The 17,581-nt window shown below is 33.7% G+C and carries 18 protein-coding genes; 14 read left to right on the top strand and 4 right to left on the bottom strand.

What is annotated here, in order from left to right; translation table 11 throughout:
• Window positions 1-12: 12 nt before the first annotated feature.
• The 3 genes from EW093_RS16170 to EW093_RS16160 are packed head-to-tail and all read left to right on the top strand — an operon-like array spanning window position 13 to window position 3,582.
• Window positions 13-1,038: a thiamine ABC transporter substrate-binding protein gene (locus EW093_RS16170; RefSeq protein WP_149569391.1), complete on the top strand. Its 1,026-nt coding sequence runs from the start codon at window positions 13-15 to the stop codon at window positions 1,036-1,038.
• Window positions 1,038-2,645 carry an ABC transporter permease gene (locus EW093_RS16165; RefSeq protein WP_187759752.1) on the top strand — a complete coding sequence of 536 codons (1,608 nt, stop codon included), beginning with the start codon at window positions 1,038-1,040 and terminating at the stop codon, window positions 2,643-2,645. Before EW093_RS16170 ends, EW093_RS16165 begins: the two co-directional genes overlap by 1 nt.
• Before the next feature lies 1 nt (window position 2,646).
• Entirely contained in the window at window positions 2,647-3,582 is a 936-nt protein-coding gene (locus EW093_RS16160) for an ABC transporter ATP-binding protein (protein ID WP_149569389.1), read from the top strand.
• Here the strand turns inward: EW093_RS16160 and EW093_RS16155 are convergent.
• The 3 genes from EW093_RS16155 to EW093_RS16145 all read right to left on the bottom strand — a co-directional run bounded on the left by EW093_RS16155 (window position 3,579) and on the right by EW093_RS16145 (window position 5,596).
• Window positions 3,579-4,082 carry a hypothetical protein gene (locus EW093_RS16155; protein WP_149569388.1) on the bottom strand — a complete coding sequence of 168 codons (504 nt, stop codon included), beginning with the start codon at window positions 4,080-4,082 and terminating at the stop codon, window positions 3,579-3,581. The two genes, EW093_RS16160 and EW093_RS16155, sit on opposite strands and share 4 nt — an antisense overlap.
• 184 nt (window positions 4,083-4,266) lie before the next feature.
• A complete protein-coding gene (locus EW093_RS16150) occupies window positions 4,267-5,118 on the bottom strand; it encodes a nitroreductase family protein (RefSeq protein ID WP_149569387.1) in 852 nt (283 codons plus the stop codon).
• Between the two features lie 31 nt (window positions 5,119-5,149).
• Window positions 5,150-5,596 carry a hypothetical protein gene (locus EW093_RS16145; protein WP_149569386.1) on the bottom strand — a complete coding sequence of 149 codons (447 nt, stop codon included), beginning with the start codon at window positions 5,594-5,596 and terminating at the stop codon, window positions 5,150-5,152.
• A 207-nt stretch (window positions 5,597-5,803) separates the two neighbouring features.
• Here EW093_RS16145 and EW093_RS16140 point away from each other — a divergent pair, with 207 nt between their 5' ends.
• Window positions 5,804-7,036, top strand: coding sequence for a DEAD/DEAH box helicase (locus tag EW093_RS16140; protein ID WP_149569385.1), 1,233 nt, complete (start codon window positions 5,804-5,806; stop codon window positions 7,034-7,036).
• Here EW093_RS16140 and EW093_RS16135 read toward each other — a convergent pair whose 3' ends face one another.
• Complete coding sequence (locus EW093_RS16135; protein ID WP_149569384.1) at window positions 7,037-8,071, bottom strand: LacI family DNA-binding transcriptional regulator; 1,035 nt, start codon at window positions 8,069-8,071, stop codon at window positions 7,037-7,039.
• A 165-nt stretch (window positions 8,072-8,236) separates the two neighbouring features.
• Here EW093_RS16135 and EW093_RS16130 point away from each other — a divergent pair, with 165 nt between their 5' ends.
• The 10 genes from EW093_RS16130 to EW093_RS16085 all read left to right on the top strand — a co-directional run bounded on the left by EW093_RS16130 (window position 8,237) and on the right by EW093_RS16085 (window position 17,553).
• Window positions 8,237-9,550, top strand: coding sequence for a thymidine phosphorylase (locus EW093_RS16130; RefSeq protein ID WP_149569383.1), 1,314 nt, complete (start codon window positions 8,237-8,239; stop codon window positions 9,548-9,550).
• A gap of 9 nt (window positions 9,551-9,559) precedes the next feature.
• A complete protein-coding gene (add, locus tag EW093_RS16125) occupies window positions 9,560-10,567 on the top strand; it encodes an adenosine deaminase (protein ID WP_149569382.1) in 1,008 nt (335 codons plus the stop codon).
• Complete coding sequence (gene deoC / locus EW093_RS16120; protein ID WP_149569381.1) at window positions 10,554-11,219, top strand: deoxyribose-phosphate aldolase; 666 nt, start codon at window positions 10,554-10,556, stop codon at window positions 11,217-11,219. Before add ends, deoC begins: the two co-directional genes overlap by 14 nt.
• A 10-nt stretch (window positions 11,220-11,229) precedes the next feature.
• Entirely contained in the window at window positions 11,230-12,396 is a 1,167-nt protein-coding gene (locus tag EW093_RS16115; RefSeq protein ID WP_149569380.1) for a phosphopentomutase, read from the top strand.
• A 9-nt stretch (window positions 12,397-12,405) separates the two neighbouring features.
• Window positions 12,406-12,798 carry a cytidine deaminase gene (gene cdd / locus EW093_RS16110; RefSeq protein ID WP_149569379.1) on the top strand — a complete coding sequence of 131 codons (393 nt, stop codon included), beginning with the start codon at window positions 12,406-12,408 and terminating at the stop codon, window positions 12,796-12,798.
• Between the two features lie 9 nt (window positions 12,799-12,807).
• Window positions 12,808-13,044, top strand: coding sequence for a hypothetical protein (locus EW093_RS16105; RefSeq protein ID WP_223111620.1), 237 nt, complete (start codon window positions 12,808-12,810; stop codon window positions 13,042-13,044).
• 144 nt (window positions 13,045-13,188) lie between these two features.
• Window positions 13,189-14,715 (top strand): ABC transporter ATP-binding protein, encoded by a 1,527-nt coding sequence (locus EW093_RS16100; protein WP_149569378.1) that lies wholly within the window; start codon window positions 13,189-13,191, stop codon window positions 14,713-14,715.
• Complete coding sequence (locus EW093_RS16095; RefSeq protein ID WP_149569377.1) at window positions 14,705-15,754, top strand: ABC transporter permease; 1,050 nt, start codon at window positions 14,705-14,707, stop codon at window positions 15,752-15,754. Before EW093_RS16100 ends, EW093_RS16095 begins: the two co-directional genes overlap by 11 nt.
• Window positions 15,754-16,701 carry an ABC transporter permease gene (locus tag EW093_RS16090; protein WP_149569376.1) on the top strand — a complete coding sequence of 316 codons (948 nt, stop codon included), beginning with the start codon at window positions 15,754-15,756 and terminating at the stop codon, window positions 16,699-16,701. The genes EW093_RS16095 and EW093_RS16090 overlap by 1 nt, the downstream gene beginning before the upstream one ends.
• 27 nt (window positions 16,702-16,728) lie before the next feature.
• Entirely contained in the window at window positions 16,729-17,553 is an 825-nt protein-coding gene (locus tag EW093_RS16085) for a purine-nucleoside phosphorylase (protein ID WP_149569375.1), read from the top strand.
• The last annotated feature ends 28 nt before the right edge of the window (window positions 17,554-17,581 follow it).

The raw sequence follows: 17,581 nt of genomic DNA, 5'->3' as shown, positions 1-17,581 counted from the left end.
GGGAGAAAAAAAATGAAAAAACTAACACTTCTATTTTTATTAATAGTTATGTCCTTCTCATTATTTGCATCAAGTAATAATGAAGAAAAACAAACAGTTACAGATGAATTAGTCATCTATGCCTATGACTCTTTTACCTCTGAGTGGGGTCCAGGACCTCAAATAGTTCCACTTTTTGAAGAGAAGTATGGTGTAAAAGTTAACATGGTAAGTTTTGGTGATGCAGGATCTGTATTAACAAAGGTTATTAGTGAAAAAGAGGCACCAAAAGCAGATATAGTAATTGGTATAGACAACAATTTATTAGCTAAAGCTTTAAAGAGTGATGTTCTTAAACCATACTCTAGTGACACTGTTAAGAGCTTAGATAAGGGGCTTCAATTTGATAAAAAGAGTAGCCTTATCCCCTTTGACTACGGATACTTCTCAATTATTTATGACTCAAAAGTATTAAGTAATCCACCAAAATCTTTAGAAGATTTAACAAAACCCGAGTATAAAAACTCTTTAATCCTTATGGACCCAAGAACTTCTAGCCCAGGTTTAGGATTTCTATTATGGACAATCTCAGTATATGGGGATAAATACTTAGACTACTGGAACAGATTAAAACCTTCAATTTTAACTATAACCGATGGTTGGACATCAGGTTATGGACTTTTTACCCAGGGGGAAGCTCCTATGGTATTAAGTTATACAACAAGTCCCAGCTACCATATAGAGTATGAAGATAATAATCGATATAAAGCTCTACTTTTTGAAGAAGGGAACTATATGCAATTAGAAGGTTTAGGTATTGTTAAAGGTTCTAAAAATGAAGTTAATGCTAAAAAATTCATCGACTTTATGTTATCTGCAGATGCACAACAGATCATTCCACTTACAAACTGGATGTTTCCTGTAAATAACTCTGTAGAACTACCAAAATCCTATGATTCAGCCCTAAAACCTGAGACATCCCTACAACTAGACTTTAGTGATATTGAAAAGAATTACGAAGTCTGGATTAATCAGTGGTCGGAAAACGCTGTAAAATAGTGTTTAAAATAAAAGGCAGTAAAATTCTAATTTTACTGCCACTTCTCTTCCTAATTACTATTTTTTATCTCCCCCTTTTAAAGGTTTTAATTCAAGGTTTAAATTTTGAATTTTTTAAGGATATTTATAATAGTTTTTATTATAAGAAGATAATATCATTTACGGTTTATCAAGGGCTTTTAAGTGCCCTATTATCTGTTTTAATAGGAATACCTGGAGCATATCTTTTAACAAGATACAACTTTATTGGTAAGAGAGTATTTTTATCCCTATCAACTCTACCATTTATTCTACCATCAATTTTAACTGTATTAGGCTTTGTTTTACTTTTTGGAAATAGTGGTTATTTAAATAATTTATTAATGAGTTTATTTGAACTTAAATCTCCACCTTTAAAAATTCTATACTCCATTAAAGCTGTTTTATTAGCCCATATATTTTATAACACCCCCCTGGCCATTAGAATTATATCCTCTAGATGGAAAAAAATACCCTATGAGGTTATAGAGGCTTCATACTCCCTAGGTCTAGGAAAGATTAAGACTTTTTTTAAAGTTACAATTCCCTATTTAACATCAAGTATTTTAACAAGTTTTACCCTGATATTTTTATATTGCTTTATGAGTTTTGGTATAATACTTGTTTTAGGTGGTGGACCAAATTTATCAACAATAGAGGTTGAAGTTTACAGATTTGCACGTATATCCCTAAATATTCCTAAGGCGGCCTCCCTTTCCATAATAGAGAGTCTATTTACTCTGTTAATTCTATTTTTATACCTTAAAAGTGAATCGAGAGAGCCTAAGTTTATTGATGGAAGTAACCTGGTTAAAAAAATTAGTATTAAAACAGGGTTATTATTTTCAACCTATATTATACCCTTAACATTAATATTAGTAGCACCCCTAGTAGCTATAGTTATTAGCTCATTTTTAAGAAAAGAGGGCTTTACAGGAGGAGTCTATTTCTCCCTTCACTGGTATAAATCAATTTTTGGAAGTTTAACAAATAGCTTTAATATGACATCTATTGAAGCGATAAAAAACTCCCTACTACTAGGCTTATCAACTCTTTTAATGACTATACCCATGGCCCTATTAGTTACATTTAATATAAATAAAAATTTTAAACTTAAATCCATATATACAATTTTATTCTTTTTACCCATGGGAATATCATCTATAATAATTGGATTAAGCTACCTAAATCTAAACCTGCCAGGCTCATTTATTTTTATAGTTTTTGCCCATACATTTATATCTCTGCCTATCTCAATTAGGTCGATTAATAATATCTACAAGACTATTGATATCTCTCTAATAGAAGCTTCAGAGTCCCTGGGATACAGAAGGTTTAAAACTTTTTTAAAGGTAGAGCTACCCCTTATTAAAGGAGGTATAATAACTGCAGGAGTATTTTCATTCTCTCTATCTGTAGGAGAGATGAATGCATCAATTATGTTAGCTCCATCAGGTTTTGTGACACTACCCCTAGCAATTTATCAATTAATAGGTTCATATAATTTTTACGGAGCGTGTGCCCTTGGCTCTATACTCTTATTATTAAGTTTTTTATCATTTAGATTAATGGATAGCGTGGATATTTAGAATGTTTGTAGAGTGGAAAGATATAGAAGTAAACTTAGATAGTTTTAACCTAAAGTTAGATTTAAGTATAAATAAGGGTGAACTGGTTACCCTTTTAGGTCCTAGTGGTTGTGGAAAAACAACAGCCCTTAGAATAGCTGCAGGTTTTTTACAACCAGATAAAGGGGATTTTATTTTAGATGGAATAAATATGAATAAGATTCCTCCTAATAAAAGAAATATAGGTATTGTTTTTCAAAACTACGCCTTATTTCCCCATCTAAATGTAGAGGATAATATTGGCTACGGTTTAAAAGCTAGAAATATCAAGAAAAGTATTATAAAGGATGAGGTAAATTTTATTTTAGACTCTCTTCACCTTAAGGATTACAATAAAAGAGTTATTTCCCAATTGTCTGGGGGAGAGAAACAGAGGGTCGCTTTAGGCAGAAGCTTAGCTATAAAACCTAGACTTCTCCTACTTGATGAGCCACTTAGTGCCCTAGATGCAGACCTTAGAAAGAGACTTAGATATGAGATCAAATCGATTCAAGAAGAGTTTAAAATAACAACTCTTTATGTTACCCATGACCAGGAAGAGGCATTAACTGTCTCTAACAGAATAGCACTATTAAAAAATGGTAGATTGCAGCAGTTCTCTACCCCTACACAACTATATACAAAACCAAAGAACCTATTTGTTGGTAAATTTATAGGTGAGTCAAACTATATTATATTAGAAAACAGGAAACTCTTTTTTAGGCCAGAATCAGTTAAACTAGGTAAAAGCCAAGAAAATTCAATTAATTTTAAGGGTGAAATAGTTAAAAGTGAATATCTAGGACACTTTAGCAGAGGAGTTCTTAAAACCAAGGATAATTTAATAAATGTTATAAGTTATAACCACCTTCATAGTGGGGAGTATCATGTGGATTACAAGGATATTATTGAGTTTTAATACTCATTATTTACCTTAATAAACTCTTTAACTAAAACCATAGTAGCACCACTTAATATAGTCTCCTGTTTTTCTAAATCTAAGTTGTTTTGTACCCTTGCTAACTTATAAATACAGGAAGTCTTATTTATTGGCCCTGATTTAAAATGTATAGACTTATCCATAGAAATATCACTAAGCAGAGTCGAGAAGTCATCGGTAGCAATCTTTGGGACATCTCTTCTAATGCCAATGCTTGCATACCTAGACTTTCTAACCCCATTTTTAAGTGGCCCAATACTTAATAGTGAACCAGAATATGTTATAACTAAAACCCCGGATGGATCATCTTTATTAAAGTATTTTATCTCTTCTAAAGAGTTATCCTTAACTAAATTATCAAAACACTCAAGCTTTTCAACAAAACCTTTTACAATTAGTTCTACACACTCTTGATTAAGCTCACAACTGTTTTTACTGGCTATTTTTTCCAGGTGTTCCATAGTTTTATTAGAAATCATACTTACTACTCCTTCTAATATGTTAAAGCTACTTTCACCTATTTAATATATGCCAAATGGCATATTTTTTATCTGTTAATAAACCCTCTAAACCACTCTAAGTCAGCCTCCTGGGCAACCCTTTGATTTTTAGCAATATTGTGATTATCCCCTGGGTAGTTAATAATAAGCACTTCTTCATTTTTTACTCCCCTATGTTAAATGTTCCTACATAGTTCCAAGACACATTATCAATATTAGGATTATTAACAGAGAAAGAGTTACTTATTCCTAAATCATCTGCACTTATTTTCAAATGTGAAAGAGCAATACCCATATCAAGAGCCTGAATATTATGGCTTTTAATACCTGAATTATATGCTTGGTCATAATCCCAATAGAGGTGTAAACTACTTCTATTTACTATAATTCTCCATGGCTGTTTGTTGGAAGCTGAAGGGGCGATTCTAACCATTTCAAGAAGTTGTGTAACATTGGGTTTATTCTCATTAAAATCTAAAACAGATACATCCCCAGACTTATTTAGGTTAAAAAATAGTTGGTCATGGGTTTTCCTCTTATCAGATTTAGCAATATACCTAACCAATTTATCACTAAATTTTCGTTTCTCATGGATAAGACCAATTGGAGTAATTGCAGGTATAACCATATTATCTGGTAAGTCAACAGCCTTTGATATAAAACCTCTACCAAATGTACCACCTAACCAACAAGTCCCAACATTTAAGTCTGTTAAATCTAGTATTAGCTCTTCTAAACAGTAGCCATAATCATATAGAGACTCATTGTCAGGTTTACAATAACCAACAATATAGAGCCTAGCCCCTTTTATAACACCATAAGATGTCATCTTACCTAAACTGGCTAACTCCCTACTCTTTGTATCAATAATCTTAAATTTGATCTCATTACCAAATGGACCTACATATCTTTTATTCACTAGTTCCTGGATTTGTTTAGTTAAAGATTCACTAAGTTCTCTATCCTTAAAAGATCTTACAGAAATTCTATTTTTTATCGAGTTTATATTCTTCATGTCTAAAATATAAGTTTAAAAAGAGATAAGATCAAATTTTGGTTAAAAATACCTTATTATTTGTAATATCCAAGAAGATAGAACTTTTATCCTTTAACCTTATCATAACTACAGATTTAAAAAAGAGTTTTTCAAACCAGGTTTTAATTCCTGTTATTTCGCTACTAGGTGTAAGACCATTTATAGATTTCTTACATTCTAACTCTTTTACATTTACAGCTTCTAAAATATCATCCAAGTTAATTGCTATTTCAAATTTCCTATAGGGGGTCTGATCCCTATTAGTTAATAAAATACTAGGGGATGGTTGAAAATCTTCAAAATAGATATTTTGTCCTATTATATAGATTAAACCACTTAAATTCTCAGGCTTATTACCCAAAGAACTTCCTATATACTTCGCAAATGAGATAAAAGATATACTACCACCATACCTCTCCTCCCTCTCTTTTATAAACTGCTCTCTAACATCATCCATTCTATAATTGTAAAACAATATAATAGTCGGGTAAATGTAACTAATCAAATTATTTTCTAATATATAGAATTCCTTTATATACTTTTTTTGATATAAATGTTATTTTTCCAGTTCGACAGTAATTATCCAGTCAAAAAACTGATTAAAAAGTTATAACCACCTAGACTGGAGCATTTATTAATGCAGGTTGGTTTAGGAGAATTATAATTGAAATTTGATAAACTGGGATTAAATTCCCAAATTCTTAGAGCAGTTGAATCTAAGGGTTACAAAGAGGCTACTCCAATACAGGTAGGAGCGATACCTGCAATTTTAGAAGGAAGAGACCTTCTTGGTGGAGCCCAAACAGGAACAGGAAAGACAGCAGCCTTTGCCCTTCCTATTTTAAATAACTTAAGTGATAAAGAGAGAGTATCGAAACACCCTAGAGCCTTAATATTAACACCGACACGGGAGTTAGCAGCCCAGGTTGGAGAGAGTTTTAGACACTATGGAAATAATCTAAAACTTAATATTTTAACTATTTTTGGTGGGGTTAAAATAAACCCCCAGATCTCAGCATTAAAAAATGGTGTTGATATTTTAGTTGCTACACCAGGTAGGCTATTAGATCATTTAAGCCAGGGTACACTTAATTTAGGCAGTATTGAAATATTTGTTCTAGATGAAGCAGATCGAATGTTGGATATGGGTTTTATTAGGGATATAAAAAAAATAATGACTAAACTTCCTAATGTAAGACAAAACCTACTATTCTCTGCTACCTATGGGACTGAGATTAGAGCCCTAGCCCATGAACTTCTAAAAAACCCAAAATCAGTAGAAGTTACAAAGAGAAATAGTGCCGCAGAGAAGGTTGATCAAATTGTTCATCACATAGATAAAACTCAGAAACAACACCTACTAAAACATCTAATTGAGACCGAAAATTGGTATCAGGTTTTAGTTTTTGTTAGAACAAAACATGGAGCTAATAGACTTGCAAAAAGTTTAGATAAAAACGGAATACCATCTGCAGCTATCCATGGGGATAAAAGTCAGGGGGCAAGAACTAGAGCCCTTAAGGATTTTAAAAAGGGAGACCTTCAAGCGTTAATTGCAACAGATGTTGCAGCTAGAGGAATTCACTTAGAGGACTTAAGCCATGTAGTTAACTATGACCTACCCCAAGTCGCTGAAGATTATGTTCATAGAATAGGTAGAACTGGTAGAGCAGGGAAAAGTGGTAAAGCTATATCCCTAGTATCACCAGATGAAAAGCAACAACTTAAAAAAATCGAAAAGATGCTTAAAAATAGTATCAATGTGGTTGGAGTTACTGGTTTTAAACCTAAAGCTGATGAAAATAAGCCTTCAAAGAAAAAAGTTCCTGATCCATTCCAATATAACCCGAAAGCAGGGAATAAAAAGGGTAAAAGTTTTTATAAAAAAAGGAGTTAATTACTCCTTTTTAATTCCACAGGTTGATCTAATACACAGATTAGTAGGAAGTATTATCTCCTGTGGACCCTCTTTTCTCTCCTCAATAAGATCATGTAATAAAAGACCAGCATTTTGACCAATACCAAAGGCATTTTGAGAAATTGTTGTTAAGTCTAATACAGATGACATTGGTAGATCATCAAAACCTAGAATCGATATATCATTAGGTACAGATAAACCTGAACTTAATACTGCCTTATATGCACCATAGGCCATAACATCACCGGAAGTAAAAATAGCAGTAAAGCTCTTATTAGTAATAGCTTCTCTTACAAGTTCATATGTAGTATTCATATTATAGTCCCCGGATACCAGGTTATCTTTATCAAAGTTTATACCACTCTCTTCTAAAGCCTCAATAAAACCACTATACCCCTGCTTATCCACACTAGCACTACTTTTTTCACTTAAATTACTGCTATCACCAGTAATATAGAGTATATCCTTATGTCCAAGACTAAGAAGATACTTTGCTCCATTATATGCACCTATAAATGTTTCAGAACCAACAAAACAAGCTTCTTTAAAGTCAACCTTTCTACCTAAAAATACTATAGGAAGGTCTATATCCTTAAGAACATTCTCTTGTTCACACTTAATATGTGTAGGAATATATACTAATCCTGCAACACCACTATCAATAAGGGTTTCAACACAGTTTATAGACTTATCTGGATCATTTTTTGAATCCATAACCATAACAGAGTAACCAAAATTATCCAGTGTATCCTCAATCTGCTTCACAAGATTTGAAGAGTATGGGTTTTGTATGTTTGGAACGACAACGCCAATCTTTTTATTGGAATTTGACCTGTCTTTTGGTTTAATAGGCTTTATATACCCTAACTCTTCTATTGCAGCATTAACCCTATTGGAGACATCTATACTAACCCCTTCATATCCATTTATAACCCTGGATACTGTAGCAGTGGAAACTCCAGCACTCTTTGCAACATCATCTATTACTATTTTTTTTCTTGGTAAAGTTTTCATCTTAAAACATATTAACCCAACTTATAAAATCTTACAACATATAAAAATTTCATCTACTTACATTAAATTACATTTTATTACAGAAAATTACAAATATTGTTTTACAAGTAACAAAAATTAGACTATTATATAAATAAGTCATATAAATAGAGTTAAGGAGTTAACATGAGAATTGTAGATATTATTCAGAATAAAAGAGATGGTATTAAACTATCGGATACAGAGATCGCTTATTTACTAGATGAGTACTTAGAAGGTAATGTTCCAGACTACCAAATGTCTGCATTTTTAATGGCTGTTTACTTTAATGGAATGGAAAAACATGAATTAAAAGTATTTACTGAAAAAATGATGAATTCCGGAGATTTAATCGATTTTAAAGGTATAAATAAAATATTAATTGATAAACACAGCACCGGTGGTGTTGGTGATAAAACAACTATAGCGTTAGCTCCCCTATTTGCTAGTTTTGATATAGGAACAGCTAAACTATCAGGAAGAGGACTAGGCCATACAGGTGGTACAATTGATAAGTTCGAATCAATTAAAGGCTTTACTTTCCCAGAAACAAAAGAGGAGTTGGTAGAGTTAGTTAATGAGTGTGGTACAGGAATTATGGGTTACTCTGATAAAATAGTACCTTTAGATAAGAAACTATACTCTTTAAGGGATGTTACAGCTACAGTTTCAAGTATACCTTTAATTGCAGCATCTATTATGAGTAAAAAACTAGCAGTTCATGCTGATGGAATTATTCTAGATGTTAAAACTGGTAGTGGTGCATTTATGAAGAGTCTGGATGATGCAAGAAAGCTAGCAAAAACAATGAGAGAAATTGGTGACTCATTAGATAGAAAAGTTGTTACTTGCATAACAGATATGGACCAACCCCTAGGTTTTGCCGTAGGAAACTCCCTTGAAATAATTGAGGCTATAGAGACAATAAAAGGTAGAGGTCCTAAAGAGTTTTCATACCTTGTAAAAACACTTGCCGCTATAGGTTTACAACTTAAAGGCGATGTTAAAGATTTAGATAAGGGACGACAAATGGTCGAAGATATGATACAGAGTGGAAAGCCGGCTAAGATGCTTAAAGCCTTTATAAAATCAGCAGGTGGTGATGAAAACATAGTTGATGACTATAAACTACTACCAACAGCGAAAAACTCAGTAGCTGTTTACGCTAAAGATTCAGGTTATGTTAACACGATAGAGGCTGAAACAATTGGTAAGGCTGCTATGGTTTTAGGTGCGGGAAGAGCAACAAAAGAGGATGTTATTGACCACGCCGTTGGATTAATTCTAAACAAGAAAGTTGGGGATAAAATTGAGACAGGGGAACTTTTAGCAACTGTTTATTATAATGATGATAAAAACATTGAGAGCTCTAAACAGATGATATTAGATGCTTACACAATATCCAATACTCAAACAAAAGAGCGGGATATTGTTATTGAAATTGAATCGGTTAATGTTTAGGTTACAGAGATGAATGATGTTAAGAAAGTAGAACTACACCTGCACCTTGATGGCTCTATTCGAGTGGAGACACTACATGAGTTAGGGGTTTCAAGTAAGGTTCTACCCCAGGATATAACCTTAGAAAAAGTAGAGGAGATGGTCTCCATTGGAGAGAGGGATAAAACCCTAGTTGATTACTTAAAAAAATTCGACCTACCAATTGCTATTCTGCAGACAGAAGAGGCATTAGAGAGAGTATCCTTTGAGTTAGTAGAAGATTTAGCATTAGAAAACACTATCTATGCAGAGATTAGGGTTGCCCCTATTCAACACATAAAAAAGGGGCTAACTCCTAATTTAGTAGTGGAATCCATTTTAACCGGCTTTGATAGGGCTATGGAGAAATATGATATAAAAGTGACTCTACTGCTATGCGCCATGAGGCATATAAAAGAGGAAGACAACTATTTTTTAATAGATCTATGTAAAAGATATAAAAAAAGAGGAGTTGTAGGACTAGATCTTGCAGGAGATGAGGCAGGTTTCCCTGTTACACTTTTTAAAAACTTCTTCACCAAGGCCAAAAGAGAGAATATTCCCTTTACTATACACGCAGGGGAAGCTAGAGGCTGCAAGAGTATAATTGATGCAATTGAACTTGGCGCATCTAGATTAGGCCACGGTATTAGAGCCTATGAGGATAAAAACGCCCTGGCACTAATTAAGGAGAACAACATATGTCTTGAGTGTTGCCCTAAAAGCAACCTAGATACAAATGCTATACCAAATTTTTCAGAGTATCCTATAATGCAATACTTAAAAGACAAGGTAGAAGTTACTTTAAATAGTGATAACAGAAGAGTTTCAAATACAAATTTTAACAATGAAGTTTTATTGTTAAAAAAATATTTTGAAGTAGATAGTGAAGATATTTTACTATTTAATTTAAATGCCATAAATCATGCATTTATTAGTGATGATGAAAAAATATTACTTAGAAAAAGGTTATTAGGAGATAAGAATGGAATTAAATAGATACATAGACCATACGGTTTTAAAGGCAGTTACAACACCAGATGATATAAAGAAATTATGTAAAGAAGCTACCCAATACAAGTTCTACTCTGTTTGTGTTAACGGCTGTTATGTTGAATTAGCTAAAAAAGAGTTAGAAGGTTCAGATGTTAAAGTTGCAGCAGTTGTAGGCTTCCCTCTTGGTGCTATGGATAGTAGTAGTAAAATAAACGAAGCAAAAAACTGTATAAATAACGGTGCAAATGAAATTGACATGGTTTTAAATGTTGGTTTTATGAAATCAGGCATGTACAAAGAAGTAGAACAAGAGATCAGAGATATTAAAAAGAGTATTGGTACTAATGTTCTAAAAGTGATCCTTGAAACTTGTTATTTAACTAAAGACGAAATAAGGGAAGCTTGTAGACTATCTGTTTCAGCTGGAGCTGATTTTGTAAAAACTTCAACTGGATTTGGAACAAACGGAGCAACTTTTGAAGATGTAGAGATAATGAAATCCATTGTAGAAGGTAAAGCGCAGATAAAAGCTTCTGGTGGTGTTCGTGACCTCGAAACAGCTACAAAATATATAGATATGGGCGTAACAAGGCTTGGAACTAGCTCAGGCGTATCATTAATGACAACTGGAAAAGCCGTAGAAGGACAATATTAAGGAGTTTTACATGGACAAAATTGATAGAGTAACACTAATAGTATTAGATAGTGCAGGTGTAGGAGAGCTTCCAGATGCAGATAAATTCGGTGATGTGGGAAGCAATACATTTGGCCATATAGCAGAGAGTTGTGGTGGGTTAAATCTACCAAACATGGAAAAATTAGGCCTTGGTAATTTAACAAATATATTAGGTGTAAAACCAACTACAGATACCACAGGTGCTTATGGGAAAGCTATGGAGAAATCCAAGGGAAAAGATACAACTGTAGGGCACTGGGAATTAGCAGGTCTAGTTAAAGAGACTCCCTTCCCATCATACCCTAATGGATTTTCAGACAAAGTATTACAAGAACTTGAAAAAAGAACAGGCCGTGGAGTTCTATGTAACCTTCCATACTCAGGAACTAAAGTATTAGATGACTATGGGGAAGAACAAAAAAACAGTGGGAAATGGATAGTTTACACATCTGCTGACCCTGTAATACAGATTGCAGCCCACGAGGAACAGATACCACTTAAAGAGTTATACAAAGCTTGTGAAATAGCCCTTGAAATATGTAATGAGCTATCACCTGTTGCCAGAGTAATTGCAAGGCCATATATTGGGGAAAAGGGTAACTACACTAGAACAGCAAATAGACATGACTATGCTATTAAACCAGATAGTCCAACTGCTCTAAACAGAATAAAAGATAGTGGATTAGACGTAGTTGCTATTGGTAAAATAAACGACATTTTCTGTGGAGAAGGTATTACAGAGACTAAGGGGACAAATAAAAGTAACCTAGATGGAATACAAAAAACCCTATCTGCCTTAAAAGAGGATACAAAGGGTCTAATTTTTACAAACCTAGTAGACTTTGATATGTTATATGGTCATAGAAGGGATCCTTTAGGTTATAAAAAAGCCCTTGAAGAGTTTGACTCCTATATACCAGAAATATTATCTAATATGGGGGAATCTGAACTGTTAATTATAACTGCAGATCACGGTTGTGATCCAACATTTGCCGGTTCAGACCATACAAGGGAGTACATTCCAGTATTAGTTGCAGGAAAAAATGTAAAACCTAGCAACCTAGGAGTAAGAGAGTCATTTACAGATATTGCATCTACAATTGAGAATCTACTACTTGGAACAGATTTAGATAATAGCTTTTCAACCCTAATTTAAGGAGTAAATATGACAGAAGCAGAGATACAAGATATCGTAAACAAAGCAATACAGGCAAGAGAGAGAGCCTACACCCCCTACTCTAACTTTAAGGTAGGAGCTGCTTTAATAGATAACAACGGTAATACCCATATAGGAGCAAATATTGAAAACGGCTCCTATGGACTTACTAACTGTGCAGAGAGAACTGCAATTTTTACAGCAAAAACCCAGGGAATGGAAAGCATAAGTGTTATTGCCATTGTAGCAGATACAACTGGACCAGTTAGCCCATGCGGAGCATGCAGACAGGTTATTAGTGAGTTTGCTAATGATGATAGTGTTATTATTTTAGGGAATTTAAAGGGTGATTATAAAATATTAGATATTGATGAATTACTACCCTACAGATTTAAATTATAGGAGTTTTTTTTGGAATTATTTGGGATTAGTCTATTAGAGATTTTTGGTTATATGGGTTCGTTTGTTGTTTTAATATCCTTAACAATGGGATCGATAATTAAATTACGTTGGATCAATTTAATAGGAGCAGCAATGTTCTCTGTCTATTCAATATTAATTGGTTCATTTCCAACATTTATTATGAACTTTGGAATAGTCTTAATAGACATTTACTTTCTAACTAAGCTATATAAGGTAGAAGCTTAGGTAAAAGGCTGCTTAATGCAGCCTTTTTTTATTATCAAAAAAACCTAATGTAATAAAATGTAAAATTTATGAAATAATTGTTTGACGTATCAGAAAAAGCATTGTAATCTTACATCAAGATAAAATCTTATGGGAGATATATAAATGGAATACGTTGTAGAGATGTCAAATATTACAAAAGAATTCCCTGGAATAATTGCAAATGACAATATTTCAATAAACCTAAAAAAAGGGGAAGTTTTAGCCCTATTAGGAGAAAATGGAGCTGGTAAATCAACTCTAATGAGTATTCTTTTTGGTCTATACAAACCTGAACAAGGTGAAATAAAAATAAAGGGTAAAAAAGCAAAAATAAACAACCCAAACCATGCATCGGAGTATGGAATTGGAATGGTTCACCAGCATTTTAAACTTGTACATAATTTTACAGTAACTGAGAACATTGTTTTAGGAATGGAACCAAAAGGTCTACTATTAAATTTAGAAGACGCTGCAAAAAAGATAAAATCCTTATCCGATAAGTATAACTTAGACGTGGATCCCTTTGCAAAAATAGAAGATGTCTCTGTTGGAATGCAGCAGAGAGTAGAGATTCTAAAAATGTTATACCGAGATGCAGAAGTATTAATATTCGATGAACCTACAGCAGTATTAACCCCACAAGAGATAAAGGAACTACTAAAAATATTTAAAAGCCTTATAGATGAGGGTAAATCTATAATTTTAATTACACATAAATTAAAAGAGATAAAAGAAGCTGCTGACAGATGTACGGTAATTAGACGTGGAAAAGTTATAGATACTGTTAATGTAAAAGAGAGTTCTGTCTCCCAAATGGCAGAGATGATGGTAGGGAGAAAAATCTCATTTAAAGTTGATAAAAAGGATTGTACTCCTGGAGAGACTATATTAAAACTAGAAAATCTTAATGTTTTAAACTCTAGAAAAGTTTTAGGATTAAAAGATTTCAGCCTAGAAATAAAAGCTGGAGAGATTGTAGGTATTGCTGGTGTTGATGGAAATGGTCAAAACGAGTTAGTGGAAGCTATAACCGGTTTAAGAAGTGCCGAAAGTGGTCAAATTATCCATAATGGTCAAAATATTACCAACTTCTCTATTAAAGAGAGATTAAATGTAGGAATAGCACATATACCAGAAGATAGACATAAACACGGTCTAGTTTTAGATTACTCAATTGAAGAGAACATGGTTATTGAAATAATATCCAATGAACCCTTCTCAAAAAATGGATTTTTACAGACTAAACCTATTAGGGAACACGCATTAGAGATTATTAAAGACTTTGATGTAAGATCAGGTCGAGGCCCTGTCTCTATTACTAGAACTATGTCTGGAGGTAACCAGCAAAAAGCAATAATTGGAAGAGAAATCAAACACAACCCTGACCTTTTAATAGCGGTACAACCTACAAGGGGTTTAGATGTTGGGTCAATTGAGTATATTCACAAAAGATTAATAGAACAGAGGGATCAAGGTAAAGCAGTACTTTTAATCTCCCTTGAATTAGATGAAGTTTTAGATCTTTCAGATAGAGTAGCTGTTTTAAACAGTGGAAACCTTATAGGCGTTGTAAATTCAGCAGAAACCAACGAAAACGAAGTTGGGTTAATGATGGCTGGAATAACTAAAGGAGAGAACTTTGAAAAATAATAAATTAATAGTAGGTATAATATCCGTTATTTTAGGATTACTTGCCGGTGCCTTATTAATGACTTTAATTGGAAATAATCCATTTACTGGGTATACCTATCTTTTTAAAGGTGGGTTAATGAGTATAGAGAGAGTTGGAAATACGTTAGCTACCGCTACTCCTATTATCCTAACTGGACTCTCTGTAGCTTTTGCGTTTAAAACCGGACTTTTTAATATTGGAGCTTCTGGACAGATGTTAATGGGTGGTCTATTTGCCACAGCTATAGCCCTTACACTTAACTTACCAAAAGCTGTTATGTTACCTATAATAATTTTAGCATCTATGATAGGTGGTGGTATTTGGGGTATAGTTCCTGGTTACCTTAAAGCTAAATTTAATGTACATGAAGTTGTAGCAACAATTATGATGAACTGGATAGCCTACTGGATTGTATATTACACAATACCAGCATATTTTAAAGGACAATCCCTTGAAACAGAGTCTAGACTTATTCCAGAGTACTCATCATTAAAGTTAGGATGGTTAACAGAGCTTTTTAATGGTTCATATATAAATTTAGGATTTTTTATCGCAGTTATAGTAGTAATAATAATATCTGTAATACTTAATAGAACAGTTACAGGTTTTAGGATGAAAGCTACAGGGTTTAATAAGGATGCAGCCCTATACTCTGGTATGAATGTAAACCAAAACATTGTACTCTCAATGGTTATTGCCGGGGCTTTATCTGGTTTAGCAGGAGCTACTTTCTACGTTGGTTACGCATCTAATATGCAGATAGGAATACTACCTACAGCAGGTTTTGATGGAATAGCAGTTGCCCTTTTAGGTGCAAACAACCCATATGGAGCCTTAGCAGGGGCTATATTCTTTGGTCTACTCCACTCAGGTAAAGGATTTATGAGTGCTATGACAGATATTCCACCAGAGATTGGAGATACAATAATTGCAACAATTATATACTTCTCTGCAGTAAGTGTATTAATTGAACGTGGGTTAAACAAACTTACATTAAAACTTAAGGAGAAAAAATAATGGATATAATTTTAAATCTTTTCCCATATGCTGTAGCCTTTACAATTCCTTTACTAATTACAAGTCTAGGTGGACTTTTTAGTGAAAGAAGTGGAGTTGTAAACATTGGACTTGAAGGACTTATGGTTGTAGGTTCATTTGCTAGTGCAATATCAATAAATATTTATGAAAATTTTATGCCCCAAACACCAGCTATCTGGTTAGGTTTATTAACAGCTATGATATTAGGAGGTATTTTCTCCCTACTACACGCCTTTGCAAGTATTAACCTAAATGCTAACCAGGTAATAAGTGGTACAGCTATAAACATGATAGCTGGAGCATTAACAATTTTTGTAGCAAGAAGTTTTACAGGTAGTGGAAACATAAGAATAACAATGGGTTTTAACAGATGGTCTATCCCCCTGCTTAAGGATATTCCACTACTTGGTAAAATGTTTTTTACAAATACCTATCCATCAACCTGGTTAGTAATTATAATTGTTATAGCATCCTGGTTTGTAATATATAAAACAGCTTTCGGTCTAAGATTAAGAGCATGTGGAGAGCACCCGCAGGCAGCGGATGCAGCTGGTATAAAAGTTCATAATATTAGATACTTAGGTGTAATAATATCAGGTGCCTTTGCTGGTTTAGGTGGAGCAATAATTTTAGTAACATACTCTGGAGAGTTTAACGGATCAGTTGCAGGACTAGGATTTTTAGCACTAGCAGCACTAATTTTTGGTCAATGGAAACCCCTTGGAATTGTAGGAGCAACATTCTTCTTTGGATTTGCTAGTACTGTTGCAAATGTTTCCCAGGCGGTACCGGCTTTAGCACAAATACCAGGTATAATATTAAAGGTTTTCCCATATGTTATGACCCTAATAGCACTAATACTTTTCTCTAAAAGTTCCAGTGCTCCAAGGGCTGCTGGAGAACCATTTGATTCTGGTAAAAGATAATACTACTATTAAATATAAGGAGATATAATGAAGGATTTAGAAAATATAAAAAAAGCGGCAGAATATATTAAAAGTAAGGTAGATGTTATGCCTACTAGAGCAATTATTCTAGGCTCAGGACTTGGGGAGTTAGCTGAGGATGTAAAAAACCCTGTATACTTAAACTATGCAGATATTCCAGCCTTCCCTACATCTACTGCACCGGGACATAAGGGTAGATTAGTTATTGGAGAGTTAGAAGGCGAAAATGTGCTACTAATGCAGGGGCGTTTCCACTTCTACGAAGGTTACGACATGGATGTAGTAGTATTCCCGGTAAGAACCATGAAAATGTTAGGAATAACAGATCTAATTGTAACAAATGCTGCAGGTGGAGTTAATACAACATTTGCTCCAGGTGACTTAATGTTAATATCAGACCACCTATCCATGTTCTGCACCAATCCTTTAATTGGTCCTAACTATAAGGATTTTGGACCACGGTTTAACGATATGTCCGACCCTTACTCTAAGGAGTCTAGAAAAAAAGTTCATGAAATTGCAAAAAAATCTGGTCTTACTCTTAAAGAGGGAATCTATGCATATATGACAGGTCCTAGTTACGAGACACCAGGGGAGATTAAAGCTTTAAGAACCCTAGGTGCAGATGCTGTAGGGATGTCCACAGTACCTGAGACTACAGTTGCTGTTCATGCTGGTATTAGAGTATTAGGAATATCATGTATAACAAATATGGCAGCTGGAATTCTTGACCAACCACTAGATGGTGATGAAGTTATAGAAACAGGACAGATGGTAAAAGAGAAATTCTCTAAACTAATAATCGACATTCTTAAATCTGATGTAATGTAATTTATATTATTATATAATTCTTAGGCCT

The organism is Thiospirochaeta perfilievii (assembly GCF_008329945.1).
GTDB lineage: Bacteria > Spirochaetota > Spirochaetia > DSM-2461 > DSM-2461 > Thiospirochaeta > Thiospirochaeta perfilievii.
Note: the sequence above shows the minus strand (reverse complement) of the source record. Positions and strands in the feature narration are given on the sequence as shown.

Excerpts from the sequence above, each read along its gene's own strand:
- EW093_RS16170 (WP_149569391.1), top strand. The coding sequence starts at position 13 with ATGAAAAAACTAACACTTCTATTTTTATTAATAGTTATGTCCTTCTCA.
- EW093_RS16160 (WP_149569389.1), top strand. The coding sequence starts at position 2,647 with ATGTTTGTAGAGTGGAAAGATATAGAAGTAAACTTAGATAGTTTTAAC.
- EW093_RS16155 (WP_149569388.1), bottom strand. The coding sequence starts at position 4,082 with ATGATTTCTAATAAAACTATGGAACACCTGGAAAAAATAGCCAGTAAA.
- EW093_RS16150 (WP_149569387.1), bottom strand. The coding sequence starts at position 5,118 with ATGAAGAATATAAACTCGATAAAAAATAGAATTTCTGTAAGATCTTTT.
- EW093_RS16145 (WP_149569386.1), bottom strand. The coding sequence starts at position 5,596 with ATGGATGATGTTAGAGAGCAGTTTATAAAAGAGAGGGAGGAGAGGTAT.
- EW093_RS16135 (WP_149569384.1), bottom strand. The coding sequence starts at position 8,071 with ATGAAAACTTTACCAAGAAAAAAAATAGTAATAGATGATGTTGCAAAG.
- EW093_RS16130 (WP_149569383.1), top strand. The coding sequence starts at position 8,237 with ATGAGAATTGTAGATATTATTCAGAATAAAAGAGATGGTATTAAACTA.
- add (WP_149569382.1), top strand. The coding sequence starts at position 9,560 with ATGAATGATGTTAAGAAAGTAGAACTACACCTGCACCTTGATGGCTCT.
- deoC (WP_149569381.1), top strand. The coding sequence starts at position 10,554 with ATGGAATTAAATAGATACATAGACCATACGGTTTTAAAGGCAGTTACA.
- EW093_RS16115 (WP_149569380.1), top strand. The coding sequence starts at position 11,230 with ATGGACAAAATTGATAGAGTAACACTAATAGTATTAGATAGTGCAGGT.
- cdd (WP_149569379.1), top strand. The coding sequence starts at position 12,406 with ATGACAGAAGCAGAGATACAAGATATCGTAAACAAAGCAATACAGGCA.
- EW093_RS16100 (WP_149569378.1), top strand. The coding sequence starts at position 13,189 with ATGGAATACGTTGTAGAGATGTCAAATATTACAAAAGAATTCCCTGGA.
- EW093_RS16090 (WP_149569376.1), top strand. The coding sequence starts at position 15,754 with ATGGATATAATTTTAAATCTTTTCCCATATGCTGTAGCCTTTACAATT.
- EW093_RS16085 (WP_149569375.1), top strand. The coding sequence starts at position 16,729 with ATGAAGGATTTAGAAAATATAAAAAAAGCGGCAGAATATATTAAAAGT.